Here is an 18,075-nt window from a genome sequence, read left to right on the forward strand (position 1 = left end):
AAACCAAGTTCTTCGAAGAAGGTACTGGGTACAACCATGCCTTTTAAGTGCTCTTCAGCACGGCTAGCCAATTCTTTAATCGGTGGGATATTGCCTAAAATCTTTTTGCCGCCCTCACGTAAGCCAGCATAGAAACTGCCTGAGAGCATTTTTGCCAAATGATTATTTAGTGCACCAACATTTTGTGAAATAGACATCTCATTATCATTTAAGATAACCAGCATATCTTTATTAATGTCACCAGCATGATTTAACGCTTCAAAAGCCATGCCGGCAGTCATAGCGCCATCGCCAATAACGGCGACAGTTTTACGGTTTAACCCTTCTTTTTCTGCCGCGACAGATAAACCTAAGGCTGCAGAAATTGAGGTACTAGAATGGCCAACACTTAAAACATCGTATTCACTTTCTTCACGCCATGGAAAAGGGTGCAAGCCATCTTTTTGTCTGATGGTATGTAATTGATCACGACGACCAGTGAGTATTTTATGAGGATATGCCTGATGGCCAACATCCCAAATTAAATGATCAAATGGCGTGTTATAAACATAATGCAAGGCAACCGTGAGCTCAATTGTGCCTAGGCCAGATGCAAAGTGGCCACTACTTTTACTCACTGAGTTTAATAAGAAACTACGTAATTCATTACTAATACGTGTTAATTGCGCTTGCGGAAATTTGCGCAGCTCTTCAGGCGTATTTATCTGTGAAAGTAGTGGGTAGTCAGCAAGGTTTGTAGTCATAGTTTGTCTATTGGTAATAATTATTTATTTAAGGTTTTGCACTGCTTAGTCGCTTAGTGGCTGCGCTTAACAATAAAGGTAGCAAAATCTGCTAAAGATTGGGTATTGTAAGGTAATCTAGCCAAAGCTTGAAGCGCTTGTTGTAATAAGTTTTCTGCTTTGTCTTGTGCGCCTTGCAAACCTAGCAGTGCCGGGTAGGTACTTTTGTTTGCTGCAAGATCAGAGCCTACGGGTTTGCCAAGCTGCTCTTCAGTCGAGGTTAGGTCAATAATATCATCTTGGACTTGGTAAGCTAAGCCAATAAGCTGGGCGTATTCGCTTAATATTTGTTTGTGCTCATTGGTCACTTGCTCGCTACATTCGGCCGGCATTAATACTGCAGCTTCTAATAAGGCACCGGTTTTTAATGAATGCAATACTTCTAATTCACTTAGTGGAATCGATTTATCTGTGGCGGCTAAATCTAGGGCTTGTCCGCCACACATGCCAAGGTAACCTGAAGCGCGCACTAACTGTTGTATAAGCTTTACTTGTACCGGTAACTTAGCTGAGTTTGGCTTTGTTGAAAAACTGTGATTGGCCAGTATGTCAAAAGCTAAAGTTTGTAGAGCATCACCCGCTAAAATTGCCGTAGCTTCATCAAAGGCCTTATGACAGGTTGGTTTACCGCGTCTTAAATCATCATCATCCATGGCGGGTAAATCATCATGCAAAAGTGAATAAGCATGAATACATTCAAGCGCGCCAGCAACTGCATCAATATCATTTAAGTTAGCAGCTGTTGCTTGCCCGGTAATGTAGGCTAAATAGGGGCGCATACGTTTACCGCCAATAAGCAGTCCATAACGCATGGCTTCAAGTAACTTAGCATCATTAATGGTAAGACTATCAAGCTTGGCGGTTAGAAAATCATTGATACGTTGTTGGAAATCCTCATAAGAGGTCAGTGTGGTCATTAACTTTCGCTCACACTACTATCAAAATCAGTTAATTGTGCAGTGCCGTTTTTATCAAGCAGGATTTGTACTTTCTGCTCGGCAGCTTGTAACTTTACCTGGCTTATTTGGCTAAGGTTTAAGCCACGCTCAAAAAGTGCCATCGATTCTTCTAAGCTCAACTCACCTTGTTCTAAGCTTTGTACTATGGTGTCAAGTTCATTTAATGATTCTTCAAAAGAGAGGTTTTCTAGTTTCTTTTTAGCCATGATTATTGCTCTAAGCAGATAGGGAATAAATAATTGCGGCAAACTTACCCTAGCTTGTCACGTGGGTCAATTGACCTACCGCAATTATTGTGCAAAAAATATTTTATCATTAGGGTTAAGTTATTGACACTACGGGCGATAAACTACTTATATCTGTTTTTTATTATTAGTAAATTATTCGTCAGATATTAGCGAATAGTTTTTACATAATGTACTATCCTTTTATTGAAGTATGGTCTTAAAGCGTAATGTGTTGTTTGTTTAGGAGAACTCTGTGGATTTAGCTACGTTAATTGGTATTGTCGGTGCCGTCGGTTTATTAGCCATGGCAATGGTATTATCAGGCGATATTATGATGTTCGCGGATACTCAGTCAATAATCATCGTTTTTGGTGGTTCACTTTTTGTGGTGATGGCTAATTATAATATGGGACAATTTTTCGGCATGGGTAAAATCATCGCCAAAGCTTTTATATTTAAATTAGAAAAACCTGAAGAGTTAATTGAAAAAGCGGTTGATATGGCAGATGCTGCCCGTAAAGGTGGTTTTTTAGCGTTAGAGGAAGCTGAAATAACTAATGCCTTTATGCAAAAGGGCGTAGATATGTTGGTTGATGGCCATGATGCTGATGTGGTTAGGGCCACTTTACAAAAAGATATTGATTTAACTACCGAGCGTCATGAGACCGGTAGTAATATGATGATGGCGCTCGCCGATGTTGCTCCTGCGATGGGCATGATAGGCACCTTAATTGGTTTGGTAGCTATGTTATCAAATATGGATGACCCTAAATCCATCGGCCCTGCAATGGCCGTAGCATTATTAACCACACTGTACGGCGCCTTCCTCGCCAATGTTATCGCTATTCCTATTTCGTCTAAATTGAAACTGCGTATGGCAGAAGAAAAAATGAATCAAGAGCTAGTACTGGATGCTGTTTTAGGTATTCAAGATGGTCAAAACCCCCGAGTTATCGAAGGCTTATTAAAAAATTATTTAGCTGAAGGTAAACGAAAAGTCGATACCACAGAAGAATAGCGGGAATACTTATGTTGGGAATGCTTATGTTAACAGTATCTATGCTAGGACTGCTTATGTTTAGAGGTGTAAATGGCTGAGCCAAAATGTAAGTGCCCACCTCCAGGGCTACCCGCATGGATGGGCACTTTTGCCGATCTTATGTCATTATTAATGTGCTTTTTTATTTTGTTATTATCTTTCTCTGAGATGGATGTGCTGAAATTTAAGCAAATTGCCGGTTCGATGAAGTTTGCTTTTGGTGTACAAAACAAAATTGAAGTCAAAGATATCCCTAAAGGTACCAGTATTATTGCCCAAGAGTTTCGCCCGGGTAAACCTGAGCCAACCCCTATTGAAGTGATCCAGCAACAAACCATGGAAATGACCCAGCAAATGCTTGAGTTTCAAGCGGGTGATGAAACATCGGCTGGTGGCCGACAAGAGCAACGTGGTACAGAGCGTGGTGGCCAATCTCAAAATACTGAGGATGCACTTTCACAACAAGCGATAGATCAAGCTAAACAAGATATGGAAGATGCTGCGCAAGAGCAAATAAACGAATTAGTTAAGAAAATTGCTGAACAGTTGGAGCAGCAAATTCAAGATGGTGCTATCGAATTAGAGTCGTTAGGCCAACAAGTTATTATCCGCATTCGTGAAAATGGTTCTTTTCCTTCTGGATCGGCTTTTTTACAACCTAAATTTCATCCCGTTATTAGAGAAATAGGCGAATTACTCAATACAGTACCGGGTGAAATCATGGTATCTGGTAATACCGATAACCGCGGCGTTGATTCTGAACTATTCAGCTCGAACTGGGACTTGTCCAGTAAACGTGCAGTTGCCATAGCCCATGTATTAATTAAAGTACCTGGCTTTGACCCCTCCCGTTTAGTGGTAGCGGGTCATGCAGATACTCGACCTTTAGTCCCTAATACCAATGCTCTAAACCGTCGTCGAAATCGTCGGGTTGAAATTGCCATTAACCAAGGTAAAGCCAAAGAAACCGAGCGCATTAGTATTACCAAAGAATAGAGAGCAATACTTTAGCTGCAAATTTCCTAGCTAGCATTAAAAGCTTAAAAAAGACTGACGGATAGTGTATAATGCGCGCCATTATTTTTATGTCTTTTTTAGGTTATAACCGATGAAATTTATCGTAAAGCTTCAAGCCGAGATCACCATCAAATCTCGCCCCGTCCGTAAACGTTTTACTAAAATCTTAGAATCGAACGTTAAGAATGTTTTACGTCGTATTGACGAGCACGTCACTACACGTATGAACTGGGATAATATTGAAGTTAATACCAAAGACAACTCACCTGAAAACCGTGAACGTTTAGTTGAAGCACTTAAGTGTATTCCGGGCATACCTATTTTTCTAGAAGTTCAACAAACTGAGTTTGTTGATGTTCATGACATTTATGAAAAAACTTTAGCTGTTCATGCCAAAACTATTGAAAACAAAACTTTTTGTGTACGTGCTAAGCGTACCGGTAATCATGACTTCAACTCACTAAAAGTTGAGCAATATGTTGGTGGTGGCTTAAATCAAGCGGTAGAAAGTGCCAAAGTTAAACTAAAAAACCCTGATGTTACCGTACGTCTTGAAATCAAAAATAAAGATTTATTCATTGTTACCCAGCGTCATAAAGGTTTAGGTGGTTTTCCTATTGCTACCCAAGAAGACGTATTATCTCTTATGTCTGGCGGTTTTGATTCCGGTGTTTCAAGCTACCAAATGATCAAAAAAGGTGCCCGTACTCACTATTGTTTCTTTAACCTTGGCGGTTCAGCGCACGAAGTGGGTGTTAAACAAATCAGTTACTACTTGTGGAACAAATTTGGTGCTTCCCATAAAGTAAGGTTCTTTGCGGTAGATTTTGAGCCTGTTGTTGCTGAGATATTAGATAACGTTGAAAATAGCCATATGGGTGTGGTGTTAAAACGTATGATGATTCGTGCAGCGACAAAAATAGCAGAACGAGGAAAAATTCAAGCACTGGTTACCGGTGAAAGTTTAGGTCAAGTGTCCAGCCAAACCTTAACTAACTTAAACGTAATCAATCGGGTAACTGATACGCTAATCTTACGCCCGTTAGGCGCTTACGATAAACAAGACATTATTGATATAGCACGTAAAATTGGCACGGAAGAATTTTCTAAAACCATTCCCGAGTATTGTGGTGTTATTTCGAAAAAACCGACGGTAAAAGCGGTATTATCGAAAGTTGAAGCAGAGGAAGATAATTTTAATTTTGATATTTTAGACAAGGTTGTCAGTGAGACACGTGTTTATGATATTCGTGATATTGGTAAAGAAACTGAAGAAGAAATTCGTGCGGTTGACCTTATTGAAAATATCCCTGAAGGCGCTGTGATTGTAGATATCCGTAGTCCAGAAGAAGAAGAAGATAAGCCATTGGACTTAGGTGATGTTGAAGTGAAACATATTCCTTTCTATAAGCTGTCCACACAGTTTGGCGATTTAGATATGTCGAAAGAATACCTACTTTATTGTGATCACGGTGTGATGAGCAAATTACAAGCGCTGTACTTACTTGATAATGGTTTCAAAAATGTAAAAGTGTATCGCCCTTAACGGTCACTTATTATAAGTTTTATTTAAGCCTTAATTGAAATAGTGAAGTATTAATTCCATGATTAATGCTTCACTGTCTACTTCATTAGGACTTTTAAAGCTTAAGTTTAAGGCTTAGCTTTAAGGTTTAGCACCTGTTGCCACAGTCGAGTATTTTCTGGCGTGGCTATATTATGCTGCTGACCTAAACGGTGAATATAACCGTTAATGTAATCAATCTCTGTAGATCTCCCCGCCAAAGTATCACTGCGCATTGAAGAGCAGTTTTTAGCTGTGGCTTGCGCTACTTTATGCACCATTAGTTGTAAATCACTCAATAGCAAAGTTATGCTCTCTGCTTGGCTGACTGCGGTAATTTCAGTTAACAGTGAGTTGATTTGTTCACTATACTTCTCGTTATTTATCTCGCCATTATCAATGTTCTTAATAGCTGTAATTGGATTGATGACACAATTTATTGCTAGCTTTAACCACTGTTTCGTCACTATATCTTGATGAAAGTTTACTTGGGGTAGGGCGCAGTTCAGCTGACTGGTTAATTGCTGTTCTTGGCTTAAACTTATTTCACCCGCCAGTAAGCCGATATCACTTTGGCCAAGCCCTGTGTGGCTGACAGATAAAGGAGTATCTCGATAACTGCCATGAGTAGTTAACATAGTAAGAATAGCTTGCTGATGGGGTAATAATTTAACTACCTCCGCCAAAGTACCCATACCGTTGTGAGCGAGAATTACCAGGCAATGAGGATTAATGTCCTTAGCTATTTTCTTGATAGCATCGGCAATATGAAATGATTTCAGGCATAGAATAATGACCTCAGCACAATTTATATCTGCCGTTTGACTATAAATAAGTGGGTAGCTAATTTGAGACTTCTGTTGATACTTATGTTGAGGGTTAAGCTGAGAGCCTTCAGTGTGGTCTTGTTGATAGCGGGTAAATTGATAGCTAGCTGAGTTTAGTTGTTCTTTACTTAATAATGCTTGATTAGAGGCAAGTAGGCTAACTTTTTTCTTGCCATTAGCATTTACTTGAGACAAATGGTGATACCAAAGTAAGCCCATGGCGCCTTGTCCAACAACAACAATATTATCTAGTTCAGCAGTCATAAGTTAGTTATTTACCATTTTCTTTAGTTATCGGGGAAAGTTAGCAGGAACTTGCTTACGGCTTTACTGTGATATGTTTTCGAAAATAACTGAGGTACAACCATTTTGCGAGTACAAATAGACTAATGCCAATAACATCAGCAATAAAATCACCCAGTTCTCCACTTCTATAGCCAAGAAAAGATTGACCAATTTCTGTTAACGCGCCATAAAAAATGAGTAAAGGCACGCAAAGGGGCAGGGATAATTTTATAATGGAGTGGCTAACCCAAGTAAAAATAAAAAAACTGGTTAAGTGACCAATAGTATCAATTTCGGGGAACTGAAAAATGTGTTTTCTTAAGGTGTCAGGTAAAAATTCATGAGCGAAAAACAGCAATATAGTTACGGTAATCACAGTAAACAAAAAGTAAGAATGTTGGCGAGCTTTCACAACGAACCTGTAAATAATTAAGAAAGTGATTCGATACTAGCATGATTTAGCCAGTATTTCTTGCTGGGCTTCGGTGTCAGTTTGAGTTGCTCATCTTTGTTAAATTTTTCAGTTTAGTGCTTTAGTTAAGCGCTTTAGTTGCGTGCATTAATGGTGAAGGTATAATAGAGCGCATTGAGCAAACTCACCCACATAGAGAATAAATTATGCCTTCAATGGATATCGTATCAGAAACTGATTTAGAAGAAGTTCGTAATGCTGTCGACAATGCTAGCCGTGAAATTACCACACGTTTTGATTTTCGCGGTGTTGAGGCAAGTTTTGAGTGGAAAAAGCCCAATATAACCTTGAAAGCCGAAGGTGATTTTCAATTGAAGCAGATGTGCGACATGTTGCGCAGTCAATTAGCTAAACGTAATGTTGATGCTAAAGCCATGAACGTTGGTGATGCTAGTGCTACAGGCAGAAACTGGAGTCAGCAAGTCAGCTTTAAAGAAGGTATCGAGCAGGATATGGCTAAAAAAGTCGTTAAGCTTATTAAAGCTGAAAAGTTAAAAGTACAAGCGGCTATTCAAGGTGAGCAAGTACGAGTAACAGGTAAAAAGCGTGATGACCTACAAGCGGTAATGCGTTTATTAAAGGCTGCTGAGTTAGAGCAGTCTTTCCAGTATACTAACTTTAAAGACTAGTATTGCTGCCCTCTCGTAAAGTAAAGCGCTAGCTAAATTAGCGTTATTGCCAAAAAAACCATAACATTGTTATGGTTTTTTTATGTGTTATGAACTGATAACAGTCAATCGTTAGCAGCTAATTGAAAGCAGGGTAAATCTACTCGCTTACTTAATTATTTTAAAAATGAAAGCGGCTACTTAATAGCAGGGTTAAGTCATCATTACTGCTTAAATTTCTAACTATGCCACCTTCAATAACCCATGTTGACTGCACCCATTGCAGGCCAAGGGTCACTTGGTGGGTGATTTTATCTCCTGCTTGCCATCGGCTGCCGAGTTCTGTCACCATATAGATTTCCGGCGCTATACCCCAATCAGGGTAAATTGAAGGTGATAATCTATATTGCCAAGATATATCATAGCGACCAGTATCAGAACGGCTATCAATACCCGCTTGATAAAGTGCATCAAAATCGAATTCATGTCTGTTTTTAAAAAAGCTATAAACAAAGCCAACTTGTATCGCTGGGTCTCGATGCTTATTACTAGGATCATTAGCACCAGTATCATTATCAATAGGACTATCACCGATAGGAAAGGTTGCACCCGCTAATAAGGCTAACCTTGATGTACCTGAGAAAAAGTCATCTTGTATGACCGTGTGGCGATATAAAGTCGATAGCTCGCTAAATTCTTGTTCATCTCTAGGTGTTAGCTTGTAGGGGATGGAAAATAGCAAAGCTTGTTTGTTATTTAAGCCGTAGGCAGCACAGCTAATAAAATTATCGCTGTTGCTATTTGTCGCATGCACATATAAAAATCTTATCACATAACCATACTTATCAAGGGGTAAGGCGACCAATGACCTTAAGCCCATACTGTTAGCATTTGGCACACTAAGTAGCGCTAATAGTGCGGCTATAACTATTGATGTAAAGCTAGTTATTAGCGTCTTCATTTGATATCACAGTGACTTTTATCGGAGTAAAGCCTGCATCCAATATCGCTTGCTTAATCATTGTCGTAGTGGGTGATTTTTCCTTGGTTTCCAAGCGTACTTTCTTCATCTTCATACTGACCGCTACTTCTTCAACACCAGCCATTTTATTGAATTTTCGATTTAAGCTATCAACACATAACGCGCAGGTCATGCCGTGTATTTCAACTTCTATGGTCTTGGCGTTAATTGAAGGCGTCATAGTTAAAGCGACAACTAATGGTAATAATAAAATTCTTTTCATGGTTTAGTGCTCCTTTATAGTTCTAGGATATTTCGAATGGGTAGTAATAGGTAACTAGTGAAAAAGCCTATAAACCAGATTATTGCACTTAGCCAAAATATTCTTTTGTTCAAACGTTTTGATTTTTGACAAAGGGCAGCTAAGTCAGGTTCAGCTGGACAATGCTGATTAGGCCGCCAATTAAGCCAAGCTAACAACAGCAAAATTATCGCGGCTAATGTTAGTGTCCATACTTTATGTTCAGCAAGAAAAAGCAATTCAGGAATGTTGTAGTTTAAACTCGCAACTAGGGCACCAAAACCTAATGTCACTAGCAAGATAGGTAAGGCACAGCAAAGCAAGGTGCCGCTGGCAATAAAAAGAGTCAGCCATTTTAGGTAAGGTTTTTCTAAAATATTATTGTCTGGCATGTTAACTCTCACATCCTGAACATGAGCCCGACTGTTGAATCGGTGGACAGGGCACTGAGCCATAAGAGCAAAATACACAACAATCACCTTTAAGAGGTTTCAGTAATACCTGACAAGCGGTGCATTCATAGAACCATTGGCAAGCATTGGTTGGCATTTCAAGCAATTTTGTATCGCCACATTCGGGGCAGGTTAGTTCTGAGTTGATGATAATTTTAGTCATATGCGATCCCTAGTTTGTTTCTGTTAGTATAGAACCTATAGTTACTATAGGTTCAAGGGGTTTAGTATGAATTATGAAAAATATTCTATTGGTCAGTTAGCTAAAAAAACAGCGTGTAAGGTTGAAACGGTACATTACTATGAAAAAGTAGGCTTAATGCCCGAGCCACCGAGAACAGAGGGTGGTCATAGGATATATTCCTTAGCTCATGTTAAACGCTTGAATTTTATTCGGCGCAGCCGTGATCTAGGTTTTAGAATTGAGCAAGTTAAAGAGCTACTTAAGTTTATTGATGAGCCCAACCACTATTGTGGCGAAGTTAAAGCAATGGCAATGCAACAATCTCGTGTGGTACAAGAAAAAATAGATGATTTACAGCGTCTAAAATCAGCGTTAAATGAAATGGTTACTCACTGTGCCTCAGGTGATAAGCCAGTCGATGATTGTCCTATTGTTGATGCGCTATTTACTGAGAGAGCAGCAGAGCACTACTAAGGTTAAATATTCGAACTGTACTCGACTATCAGGAAAATGTTTATCTTACCAATACAAGTTGTAATGACAGCTATCAAAGTATCCAGATAAATTCATTATTCACTACTACTCAATTCAAATACTCATTGCTGTCATGGGCCCAAAGTAATCATCTTTAGGCACTTTTTATCCTGCTATTGTCTCAGCTTATTGAGCTGTAGGTGTACCAATAACAACCACCTTTGCTTTATCCATATCAAGTTGATGTAGTTTTAACAAGTTAACAGGCGTTAGGCCAAATTATTTTTTAAATGCAGAAGTGAAATTTGAAAGGTGATTATCGCTAACTCTTTATTGGGTAGTACTATTGAGCATGAGCTAACTTACGACTTTGATCTGGTTAAATATAAAACTGACCACCGTGCATCTTTATTAAGTGGCTCAGTGAATAAGTCTAATGAGCAAACCTTAAATAGCTCGGGTTTTATTAGAATAGCATTGATTTTGGTAATGGCTTCGTTGTTATTCCAGGTGTATGTTTTGATAGTTATGATATTGAATCAGTAGTTATTGATAATACCTTTAGCCAATGTCCCTATGACTACCTTTACTAAGCTAGATGGTAATAAAGGGCTATTCTTTGGTGCTAAAGGTCAAATACCTGTCGGCGCGAGTAATATTGTCAGAAGAACTACCGCCTCTCGAGTAGAAACTTAAGTTAGCTTTAATCAGCCAAATAATAGGGCGTTACAACCTACCGGCGAAGGGCTCTAACTTGATGGGAAACACATCCGAATTATTTATTCGTCGATGAAATACTGAGTTTTAAGCTCTGTTATCAAGGTAAACCGTTAAATAAGGCAGCTAAAGTAAAGTGGTAAAAGGTGTTACCCGACATAGAAATCAGCGTAATGAGCACTCATTGAGACAGACGCGTAGGGCAAGTTTTCACTGAGCTTAGTACAAGCCGGCTTTTATTTATTATCTGCTAATACCGAGGTAAAAGACCAAGCAGGTAGCAATTTTGATGTTCATCATTACGCCTTATATGCCACTTTAGAGTAATTTCCACAATAGCATTTACTCAAAATACTCGTTTTAACAGCTTCAGAGCCATAATATTTATTCGCGGTATTAACCTTAGTGGCTATTTCAGTGTTTGCTTCGACTGTGCTTAATACTACCAGTGAACTTGCTTTCATCATTTATTAACAGCAATGAAGCTAGAATAATCGGCTATATTTCAGCTTCTCGCAAATACAGCTGCACATTTTCTAAATTAATATGACTTTTTTCAAAATATGTCGGCGAAAGATCAATGGCGTTTTGTAAAAAGTATTTTGCTTCTTGGTAGCGACCATCTAACAATAAGAAATAACCGATATCATTATACGCTTCGGCTACGGACATCACTTGTTTAAATAGCTGAATTGATTTGTTGTATTGACCTGTTCGCACGTAAATTAGCCCTAGATTAAGCTTGGCTCGTGCAAAAGACGAGTTCACATCAAGGGCTTTTTTATAATAACTTTCGGCCAAAGTGTAATGATGGCTTAAATAATAGGAATAACCCATATTGGTATATATCAATGATGTATTTTCTGAAATAGGAATGAGTATGGTAAATATTTCTCTGGCATATTCATGACGGCTATTAAGATCACTTAACACAGCTAAGGCGTTATAAGCGAGTAAAGGGGATTCACTATCAAGAGCGATGAAACGTTTAAATGAAACATTTATATGGAGCCTCTGCTGATCCAATTTAACCGTACGCTCAAGTACTTCCTTAGCTTTTTCCATATTCTTGTGCTGTAAATAATAAATGCCCATGTGAGCCAGTGCTGGAATGTGATCAGGCTTGATGGTTAAGGCTTGTTTAAAAGCCCTAGTGGCCAATTCAGGACTATTTAAATTGTTTTGGATTTTTCCTATTTGGCAAAAAATATCAACATCTTCTTTATCAAATTCAAGCGCTTGAATATAATAAAAAAGTGCTTTTTTTAAATTATTCTGCTGCTGTTCAACTTCCGCTAACTTTATGTTTTGTTCTTTAGATTGAATTTTATTTACTGACCCTTTTGACGGGTTAATTTGAGTGTCAGTACTAGAACAGCCGACCCCTGTGACAGCAAAATTCAAGAACAGAAAAATAATAATTAGGTATTGAACATTTAAATATTTCATAATTAAAACGCCTTATCCCAAACACTCATTACTTTCAATATTGCAGGGCCTATAGCGACAATAAAGAAAGATGGCCAAATACAAAACATCATCGGAAAAATCATCTTCACGCCAAGTTTGGCGGCATTTTCTTCTGCTGCTTGTAAACGTTTATCGCGATACTCATCGGCATATACCCGTATCGTCTCCGCCACACCAGTACCAAGCTTAAGGCTTTGTACAATCACTGAATTTAAGCCTCTAATATCTTCTAAACCTGTTCGGTCACTAAATTCCTGCAAGGCTTGTTGCATTGATAAACCCACGCGCACTTTACTGCACACCAAGCCCAGTTCATGGGCAAGTGCAGGGTGGACAAAATCCAGCTCACTTTTAACGCGTTGAAAAGCCTCTAACAAGCCTAAACCTGCCTCACAACATACAATTAGTAAATCCAGCGCATCAGGGAAAAACTTGCGTAATTCTTTCATGCGACTTTCGGCCAACTTATGCAGTATCAAGGCCGGCAAAATATAAGTTAGACCGATAATAAAAGTTAAAATATATAAGGTAACCAGCATAGATAAAGCAGGTGAAAATTTTACTACAATAATTGAAATTAATGCTCCACTGAGCATCGATATCAACTTAATGGCATTAAAAACCTTTAAAGCATTGGTGGAATGAAATCCAGCATGAATAAGTAATTTTTTAGTGGCTTTATCTCCGGAAAAACTACTATGAATTAATGGCAGATATTTAAGTTTATCTAAATTATGCTCAAGGGTTGTGGAATAATCTACTTGCTTATTATTTGCTGATAATGGCTGATTTTTAAGCTTGTCTATTTGAGATTTTACCGGTGAATAAATACCGGTAAATAAATAGTACAAAGCAAGGGCGAGAGTTACTCCCGCGATGGCGGCGACAATATAGATTACCCATTCAACCATTTCTTTGTTGTTAGTAAAACTTAGTAATAAACTTTGTAAGTACTCCATAGTCTATACCTCTATTTGAATCAGTTTTTTAATCCACCAGATACCTAACAGCATGCCAGCGCCACCCCACTTAAGCAGGTTAAGTCCGGCTGTAGTTGATATTAATATAGCGACATAACTTGGCGAGGATATATATAAAACGGCGAAGAGTACAAAAGGCATCAATACCAATACCCAACCCGAGAGTCGACCTTCGGCGGACAAGGTTCTTATCTTTCTTTTGAAGGTGAACCTTTGCCGGATCACTATCGACAATTTTCCTATATTCTCGGCCAAGTTGCCGCCAGTAGATTTTTGAATAGCAACGGCACTGGAAAAAGCCATTGCTGAAGTGCTTGGTACTCGTTTAACGAAGTTGAGTAGCGCAGTTTTAGTGTCATTACCAAAGTTAATACGATTAAACATTATCCTAAATTCATCGGCTAAATAGCCATCCATTTCTTCAAAAACAAGTTTAATGGCATCACTAAAGGCATAACCGGCTTGTAAACCTCTTTTGAGTACATCCATAGCCTCTGGAAATTGCTCTTCAATTTTCTCCATGCGCAGAGCCATATCACGATTTAATTTGAAATGAAAAACCAATAAAATCAATAGTGCGCACAGAGCACTAAAGAGCCAATCCTTACTAAGAAAACCTACAATTAAAAAGACCAAACAACCACTACTTAAGGCAATAGCTAGGTATTGATAACCTAACAATTTTGAGCCTGATATTTCCATTTTATAGGTTAAATCTGCAATCCAAGGTAAGGATTCTAACCAACGAGTAAAAGGTGGTAATTTTTCGACCCTACTATTGAGTAATAGATTTTTCTCTATGTTTTTATCTTTTAATGCCAGCGAAAGTAAATGTTTTTTTAGCTGCTTGGTATCTGCCCGTTGTGGGCTGTAGACCGAAACAAATAAACTTTGCGCCAATAAAACCACGGCGGCAAAAACTAACAGTAAAAATATAAGTTGAGGACTCATAGTACCTCCTAATTAGAAATTCATAGCTGATTCATCAATGCCATATAAACTATAAGGAATGTCGATGCCTTTAATAGTTAATTGTTGATGAAATCCGGGTATTACTCCTGTGGCTTGATAACTGCCTATTATGTTGCCTTGTTCATCCTTATCTTCCCGTTTGAAAGTAAATATTTCTGACATGGTGATGACATCACCTTCCATGCCGGTAACTTCTTGAATGCTGGTAATGCGCCGACAACCATCTTCTTGGCGCTGTAATTGCACCACCACATCAATGGCTGAAGAAATTTGCGTTCTAATATTATGTATAGGCATGTCAAAACCGCCCATACAAATCATATTTTCTAAACGTCCTAATGCATCTCGAGGTGAGTTGGCGTGCAAGGTGGTTAACGACCCTTCATGGCCAGTATTCATTGCCGCTAACATATCTATTGCTTCAGCTCCTCTAACTTCACCAATAACAATTCGGTCAGGGCGCATTCTCAAACAGTTTTTTACTAGGTCTCGTTGCGATATTTCGCCTTTACCTTCGATATTGGCTGGGCGTGTTTCTAAACGCACTGTATGGGGTTGCTGTAGCTGTAGTTCAGCTGAATCTTCTATGGTGATAATCCGTTCGTCTTCTGGAATGTAACTAGATAAAATATTAAGTAGTGTGGTTTTACCACTACCAGTACCTCCAGAAATCAAAACATTAAGTTTACCTGTGACTACCGCTTTGATTAGTTGCCCCATTTCGCTGTTCATCGAGCCATAGTCAATGAGCTGCTCTGCGGATAATTTATCGACAGTAAAACGGCGAATAGATAACGAAGGTCCATCAAGAGCTAAGGGAGGAATAATGGCGTTGACCCTACTACCATCTTTAAGGCGAGCATCGACCATGGGGGATGATTCATCTATTCTACGACCAACAGCGGAAACAATGCGGTCAATAATATTTAGCAAATGTTTGTCATCATAAAACTGCACCGCTACTTTTTCTAATTTACCACTGCGTTCGACATAAATACTGTCATAGCGGTTTACTAAAATATCAGCAATCGTTGGATCTTCTAATAGCGTTTCTAATGGTCCAAGCCCTAATATTTCGTCAATGATCAGTTTAATTAATATTTGTCGAACGTTTAAGCTTAACGGCCTGGTTAATTCATTTAATAAACGACAACATAACTCGGTGATCTGTGCTTTCGCTGCCTTGTTTTCCATAGTTTCTAATACGGACAAGTCTAATAAGCTTAAGATTTGGCCAAATATTTCCTGCTTAGTCTGCATATCCTCAGCGGTTAAAATGCTAAAGGGGTCCGCTATTTTTTTATCATGTAGCATGATGACCTCCAAATAATTTTTTGAAAAAGTTTGGTTTTTCTTCAGGCACTTTAATCGGGAAAACTTTTTTTATAATGGTACAGATTTCTTTATGAATGATTTTGTTTTCGGTCAGTTTAGCTAGTGGAGAACCTAAGTCAGTACAAGAGCTAGCCAATTGGTAATTGTTACTGACATAAAAAACACTATCGATAAGTAAGGCTTTTTTAATATCCTCAAGGGTGATATTAGTGACTTTTTTGGAATGACGATTAACAATTATGTTAATCGTATTTTTATTAACACCCATTTTCTCCGTCAATTGTTGAATAAGGGCTTTAGCTTCCCTTAAACTCACAATATTTTGTTGAACAACGATAAGAAATTGGCTTGATAATAAAACTAATGGCAAGGTGAGCAGGTCTAAGCCTCGAGATAAGTCAGCTAATACCAAGTCGTGGTTAAGCTTTATTTTCCATAGTAGTTGCTCTAAGTGCTCAAAACTCTTATTCTGCTCATTATCAAGTTGAGTGTAGGCTTTACTGGCCAACAAACTTAAATTTTTTCGTTTAGTCATCATCGACTTTATCGCCACATTATCTAGTTTATTAATTTCATTTAATGCATCAGATAAGTAGTAATTGGCTTTGAAATTTAGCGCGTCAGCGAGAGTTCCATAGTGTAAGTCAGCATCAATAAGTGCTATTTCATCTTGACAAAGATCGGCACTTATTTCGCCTAAACAAGCGGTAATGAAACTAGCTCCAGAGCCTGATTTACCGTTAATTATACTAATAAGAGGAGCAACTTTTTTAGTCTTTAATATGTCATTAGCGGATACCGTTAGGGTATTAAATAGCTCCTGCTCAATATCTTTAAAAGGGATAATGTCTAGTACATGATGGTGCATAGCTGTCCGAATAATGTCAGCATCAATGCCATCACCTAAAAGTAACGTTGGCATATGCTTAGCCGATAATTTTTCAATAATCTGATGGCAAATGTTTTTGCCATCATTAATGACCAATATAACCAATTCAAACTGACTAAATTGCTCAGGAATCTTTTCAGTGAACTCTACGTTTAAATTACCTATTAAGGAAAGTTGACTAGCAAGTTCAAGCTGAATGTTAAGATCGGTACAAATAACCAAAACACTTAAATGAATGGGCAAACTTTGTTTTTTTATGGACGGTTTATCAGTCACAGTTAATCTACTGTCAGGTAAATCAACCACATTATTGATGCTTTTACTGTTCATAAGACTTCCTTAAGTAATTGTTCCTTAGATAGCCGCTGCCGAGAAAACGATAACTAGGGGGCATCACTTGGTAAACAATGGGTATACTTTGTTCGTGTTGCCCCTAAACTCTCTCTCGGTAAGGTCGTGGCAAAACTCGGAGAGTTGAGTGTTAAAAATAGCCCCGGAATGATGAGCTGGTGTTGGTAATTAATTATTTCTGCTCTTACCAAGGCAATGTCATTAATATCAACTACAGGTGCACCATCAATTTGTAAGTAACTTACTTGTAAGTTTGCTATGCCTAAGTTTGGTGCCATAGGTACTTTGTCAAAAAGAGCCGCTTCGCGCATGGGGTCAAAAGCCGATACCGCACTATGATCAAAATGACAAACAGTTGCCAGTCTAGCGCCTCGTCTAGAAGCTTCGGTGAGAATATTCCAAATAAAAAATAACCGACCCACTTCAAGTACAGTAAATAACAGCAAAAAGAACACCGCGCCAACAATGGCAAATTCTATGGTATAAATCCCTCGTTGTTGTTTCTGTTGATGTGGTCCCGTCCCTTTAAACATGGTTATAAAGCCCTCATGGTATAGGTTGATATTAAAGGGAAGCTCAAATCAATGTCGCTACCTAAACCAAAAGAGCTTAAAGTCTTAGAAAATATTGGTTGCCAATCATAGGTCACGGTTATAGTAATAAACTCACCACTGACAATGAAACTGATATCATCATCCTGTAAATTAGGCAGTAAGCTAGTGGAACTAGTACTTTGACCATACCTAATTAGACTTTTTACCTCGGCAGCAACAGAGTCTTTGATAATTACCACATCGTTACTACCAGGTTTAGCATTGGCTGATAAATAACGACTAGCATCTCTGACCGTTTTATTCAGGGCATTGTATTGAAACATTAGTCGACCAAGTTCAGCACTGGCACAAATTAACAGCAATAAAAAAGGTAATGTTAGGGTAAATTCAATCGTCGCCAAGCCCCGTTGTTTTGTATAACTCGTATGAATAAAAGTCATATCCTTTCTCCTAAGAGTCAGTACTGCCAGGAACATGGTATAACACCATTTTATATGGTCCTGGGGTATCAATGGGCTCTAATGATGCATCGCCACCACCAGAGCAGTCATAGATAAATTCTCCAATGACATAAGACTTCTGGCCTTTCTTCTCAACTTTTTGAGTTAGGAAAAAGCAGCCAACACCTAGAAAGTCCAAGTTATTAGCACCGTTT

Annotated in this window: 21 protein-coding genes and 2 pseudogenes; 6 read left to right on the plus strand and 17 right to left on the minus strand. The window is 38.5% G+C overall.

The window, feature by feature from the left end; translation table 11 throughout:
- The 3 genes and pseudogenes from HRT50_RS04570 to HRT50_RS04580 form a co-directional block, all read right to left on the minus strand.
- Nucleotides 1-743: pseudogene (locus HRT50_RS04570) on the minus strand (1-deoxy-D-xylulose-5-phosphate synthase N-terminal domain-containing protein); the annotation flags it as partial.
- A 53-nt stretch (nt 744-796) separates the two neighbouring features.
- Nucleotides 797-1,699 carry a (2E,6E)-farnesyl diphosphate synthase gene (gene ispA, locus HRT50_RS04575; RefSeq protein ID WP_291611802.1) on the minus strand — a complete coding sequence of 301 codons (903 nt, stop codon included), beginning with the start codon at nt 1,697-1,699 and terminating at the stop codon, nt 797-799.
- On the minus strand, nt 1,699-1,947 hold the full coding sequence (locus HRT50_RS04580) for an exodeoxyribonuclease VII small subunit (RefSeq protein ID WP_291611804.1): 249 nt from the start codon (nt 1,945-1,947) through the stop codon (nt 1,699-1,701). Before HRT50_RS04580 ends, ispA begins: the two co-directional genes overlap by 1 nt.
- A gap of 274 nt (nt 1,948-2,221) precedes the next feature.
- Between HRT50_RS04580 and pomA the strand changes: the two genes are divergently transcribed.
- The 3 genes from pomA (at nt 2,222) to thiI (ending at nt 5,570) form a co-directional block, all read left to right on the plus strand.
- Entirely contained in the window at nt 2,222-2,986 is a 765-nt protein-coding gene (pomA, locus tag HRT50_RS04585) for a flagellar motor protein PomA (RefSeq protein WP_291611806.1), read from the plus strand.
- A 72-nt stretch (nt 2,987-3,058) separates the two neighbouring features.
- Nucleotides 3,059-4,003, plus strand: coding sequence for a flagellar motor protein MotB (locus HRT50_RS04590; protein WP_291611808.1), 945 nt, complete (start codon nt 3,059-3,061; stop codon nt 4,001-4,003).
- A 112-nt stretch (nt 4,004-4,115) separates the two neighbouring features.
- Nucleotides 4,116-5,570 carry a tRNA uracil 4-sulfurtransferase ThiI gene (thiI, locus tag HRT50_RS04595; protein ID WP_291611810.1) on the plus strand — a complete coding sequence of 485 codons (1,455 nt, stop codon included), beginning with the start codon at nt 4,116-4,118 and terminating at the stop codon, nt 5,568-5,570.
- A gap of 107 nt (nt 5,571-5,677) precedes the next feature.
- Here the strand turns inward: thiI and HRT50_RS04600 are convergent, their stop codons facing one another.
- Nucleotides 5,678-6,679 carry a ketopantoate reductase family protein gene (locus tag HRT50_RS04600; protein WP_291611812.1) on the minus strand — a complete coding sequence of 334 codons (1,002 nt, stop codon included), beginning with the start codon at nt 6,677-6,679 and terminating at the stop codon, nt 5,678-5,680.
- 55 nt (nt 6,680-6,734) lie between these two features.
- Nucleotides 6,735-7,112, minus strand: a complete 378-nt coding sequence (locus HRT50_RS04605) for a VanZ family protein (RefSeq protein WP_291611814.1) — start codon at nt 7,110-7,112, stop codon at nt 6,735-6,737.
- A gap of 206 nt (nt 7,113-7,318) precedes the next feature.
- Here HRT50_RS04605 and HRT50_RS04610 point away from each other — a divergent pair, with 206 nt between their 5' ends.
- Nucleotides 7,319-7,801, plus strand: a complete 483-nt coding sequence (locus HRT50_RS04610) for a YajQ family cyclic di-GMP-binding protein (protein ID WP_291611817.1) — start codon at nt 7,319-7,321, stop codon at nt 7,799-7,801.
- 160 nt (nt 7,802-7,961) lie between these two features.
- On the opposite strand, the gene HRT50_RS04615 is transcribed toward HRT50_RS04610, so the two are convergent.
- From HRT50_RS04615 to HRT50_RS04630, 4 genes are read right to left on the minus strand one after another with little or no spacing between them, the layout of a single operon-like run.
- Complete coding sequence (locus HRT50_RS04615) at nt 7,962-8,741, minus strand: hypothetical protein (protein ID WP_291611819.1); 780 nt, start codon at nt 8,739-8,741, stop codon at nt 7,962-7,964.
- Nucleotides 8,722-9,024 carry a heavy-metal-associated domain-containing protein gene (locus tag HRT50_RS04620; RefSeq protein WP_291611822.1) on the minus strand — a complete coding sequence of 101 codons (303 nt, stop codon included), beginning with the start codon at nt 9,022-9,024 and terminating at the stop codon, nt 8,722-8,724. The genes HRT50_RS04615 and HRT50_RS04620 overlap by 20 nt, the downstream gene beginning before the upstream one ends.
- Nucleotides 9,025-9,038: 14 nt before the next feature.
- Entirely contained in the window at nt 9,039-9,434 is a 396-nt protein-coding gene (locus HRT50_RS04625) for a hypothetical protein (protein WP_291611824.1), read from the minus strand.
- A 1-nt stretch (nt 9,435) separates the two neighbouring features.
- Nucleotides 9,436-9,657 (minus strand): GDCCVxC domain-containing (seleno)protein, encoded by a 222-nt coding sequence (locus HRT50_RS04630; RefSeq protein ID WP_291611826.1) that lies wholly within the window; start codon nt 9,655-9,657, stop codon nt 9,436-9,438.
- Between the two features lie 66 nt (nt 9,658-9,723).
- On the opposite strand from HRT50_RS04630, the gene HRT50_RS04635 reads away from it, so the two are divergent.
- Both HRT50_RS04635 and HRT50_RS04640 read left to right on the plus strand, forming a co-directional pair.
- A complete protein-coding gene (locus tag HRT50_RS04635; protein ID WP_291611828.1) occupies nt 9,724-10,152 on the plus strand; it encodes a helix-turn-helix domain-containing protein in 429 nt (142 codons plus the stop codon).
- 549 nt (nt 10,153-10,701) lie between these two features.
- A complete protein-coding gene (locus tag HRT50_RS04640; protein WP_291611830.1) occupies nt 10,702-10,848 on the plus strand; it encodes a hypothetical protein in 147 nt (48 codons plus the stop codon).
- A 519-nt stretch (nt 10,849-11,367) separates the two neighbouring features.
- Here HRT50_RS04640 and HRT50_RS04645 read toward each other — a convergent pair.
- The 8 genes and pseudogenes from HRT50_RS04645 to HRT50_RS04680 all read right to left on the minus strand — a co-directional run.
- Entirely contained in the window at nt 11,368-12,318 is a 951-nt protein-coding gene (locus tag HRT50_RS04645) for a tetratricopeptide repeat protein (protein ID WP_291611831.1), read from the minus strand.
- A gap of 2 nt (nt 12,319-12,320) precedes the next feature.
- On the minus strand, nt 12,321-13,298 hold the full coding sequence (locus tag HRT50_RS04650) for a type II secretion system F family protein (RefSeq protein WP_291611833.1): 978 nt from the start codon (nt 13,296-13,298) through the stop codon (nt 12,321-12,323).
- 3 nt (nt 13,299-13,301) lie between these two features.
- On the minus strand, nt 13,302-14,270 hold the full coding sequence (locus tag HRT50_RS04655) for a type II secretion system F family protein (RefSeq protein WP_291611836.1): 969 nt from the start codon (nt 14,268-14,270) through the stop codon (nt 13,302-13,304).
- A 12-nt stretch (nt 14,271-14,282) separates the two neighbouring features.
- Entirely contained in the window at nt 14,283-15,605 is a 1,323-nt protein-coding gene (locus tag HRT50_RS04660; RefSeq protein WP_291611838.1) for a CpaF family protein, read from the minus strand.
- A complete protein-coding gene (locus HRT50_RS04665; protein WP_291611840.1) occupies nt 15,595-16,845 on the minus strand; it encodes an AAA family ATPase in 1,251 nt (416 codons plus the stop codon). Before HRT50_RS04665 ends, HRT50_RS04660 begins: the two co-directional genes overlap by 11 nt.
- A 53-nt stretch (nt 16,846-16,898) precedes the next feature.
- Nucleotides 16,899-17,399, minus strand: a complete 501-nt coding sequence (locus HRT50_RS04670; RefSeq protein ID WP_291611842.1) for a TadE/TadG family type IV pilus assembly protein — start codon at nt 17,397-17,399, stop codon at nt 16,899-16,901.
- 2 nt (nt 17,400-17,401) lie between these two features.
- Complete coding sequence (locus HRT50_RS04675) at nt 17,402-17,860, minus strand: TadE/TadG family type IV pilus assembly protein (protein WP_291611843.1); 459 nt, start codon at nt 17,858-17,860, stop codon at nt 17,402-17,404.
- Between the two features lie 10 nt (nt 17,861-17,870).
- A pseudogene (locus HRT50_RS04680) lies at nt 17,871-18,075 on the minus strand (hypothetical protein); the annotation flags it as partial.

The sequence above is a fragment of the Colwellia sp. genome, from assembly GCF_013215345.1.
Taxonomy (GTDB): domain Bacteria; phylum Pseudomonadota; class Gammaproteobacteria; order Enterobacterales; family Alteromonadaceae; genus Colwellia.

Coding starts and splice junctions, on each gene's coding strand:
- ispA (WP_291611802.1), bottom strand. CDS start 1,699: ATGACCACACTGACCTCTTATGAGGATTTCCAACAACGTATCAATGAT.
- HRT50_RS04580 (WP_291611804.1), bottom strand. CDS start 1,947: ATGGCTAAAAAGAAACTAGAAAACCTCTCTTTTGAAGAATCATTAAAT.
- HRT50_RS04590 (WP_291611808.1), top strand. CDS start 3,059: ATGGCTGAGCCAAAATGTAAGTGCCCACCTCCAGGGCTACCCGCATGG.
- thiI (WP_291611810.1), top strand. CDS start 4,116: ATGAAATTTATCGTAAAGCTTCAAGCCGAGATCACCATCAAATCTCGC.
- HRT50_RS04600 (WP_291611812.1), bottom strand. CDS start 6,679: ATGACTGCTGAACTAGATAATATTGTTGTTGTTGGACAAGGCGCCATG.
- HRT50_RS04610 (WP_291611817.1), top strand. CDS start 7,319: ATGCCTTCAATGGATATCGTATCAGAAACTGATTTAGAAGAAGTTCGT.
- HRT50_RS04615 (WP_291611819.1), bottom strand. CDS start 8,741: ATGAAGACGCTAATAACTAGCTTTACATCAATAGTTATAGCCGCACTA.
- HRT50_RS04620 (WP_291611822.1), bottom strand. CDS start 9,024: ATGAAAAGAATTTTATTATTACCATTAGTTGTCGCTTTAACTATGACG.
- HRT50_RS04625 (WP_291611824.1), bottom strand. CDS start 9,434: ATGCCAGACAATAATATTTTAGAAAAACCTTACCTAAAATGGCTGACT.
- HRT50_RS04630 (WP_291611826.1), bottom strand. CDS start 9,657: ATGACTAAAATTATCATCAACTCAGAACTAACCTGCCCCGAATGTGGC.
- HRT50_RS04635 (WP_291611828.1), top strand. CDS start 9,724: ATGAATTATGAAAAATATTCTATTGGTCAGTTAGCTAAAAAAACAGCG.
- HRT50_RS04645 (WP_291611831.1), bottom strand. CDS start 12,318: ATGAAATATTTAAATGTTCAATACCTAATTATTATTTTTCTGTTCTTG.
- HRT50_RS04650 (WP_291611833.1), bottom strand. CDS start 13,298: ATGGAGTACTTACAAAGTTTATTACTAAGTTTTACTAACAACAAAGAA.
- HRT50_RS04655 (WP_291611836.1), bottom strand. CDS start 14,270: ATGAGTCCTCAACTTATATTTTTACTGTTAGTTTTTGCCGCCGTGGTT.
- HRT50_RS04660 (WP_291611838.1), bottom strand. CDS start 15,605: ATGCTACATGATAAAAAAATAGCGGACCCCTTTAGCATTTTAACCGCT.
- HRT50_RS04665 (WP_291611840.1), bottom strand. CDS start 16,845: ATGAACAGTAAAAGCATCAATAATGTGGTTGATTTACCTGACAGTAGA.
- HRT50_RS04670 (WP_291611842.1), bottom strand. CDS start 17,399: ATGTTTAAAGGGACGGGACCACATCAACAGAAACAACAACGAGGGATT.
- HRT50_RS04675 (WP_291611843.1), bottom strand. CDS start 17,860: ATGACTTTTATTCATACGAGTTATACAAAACAACGGGGCTTGGCGACG.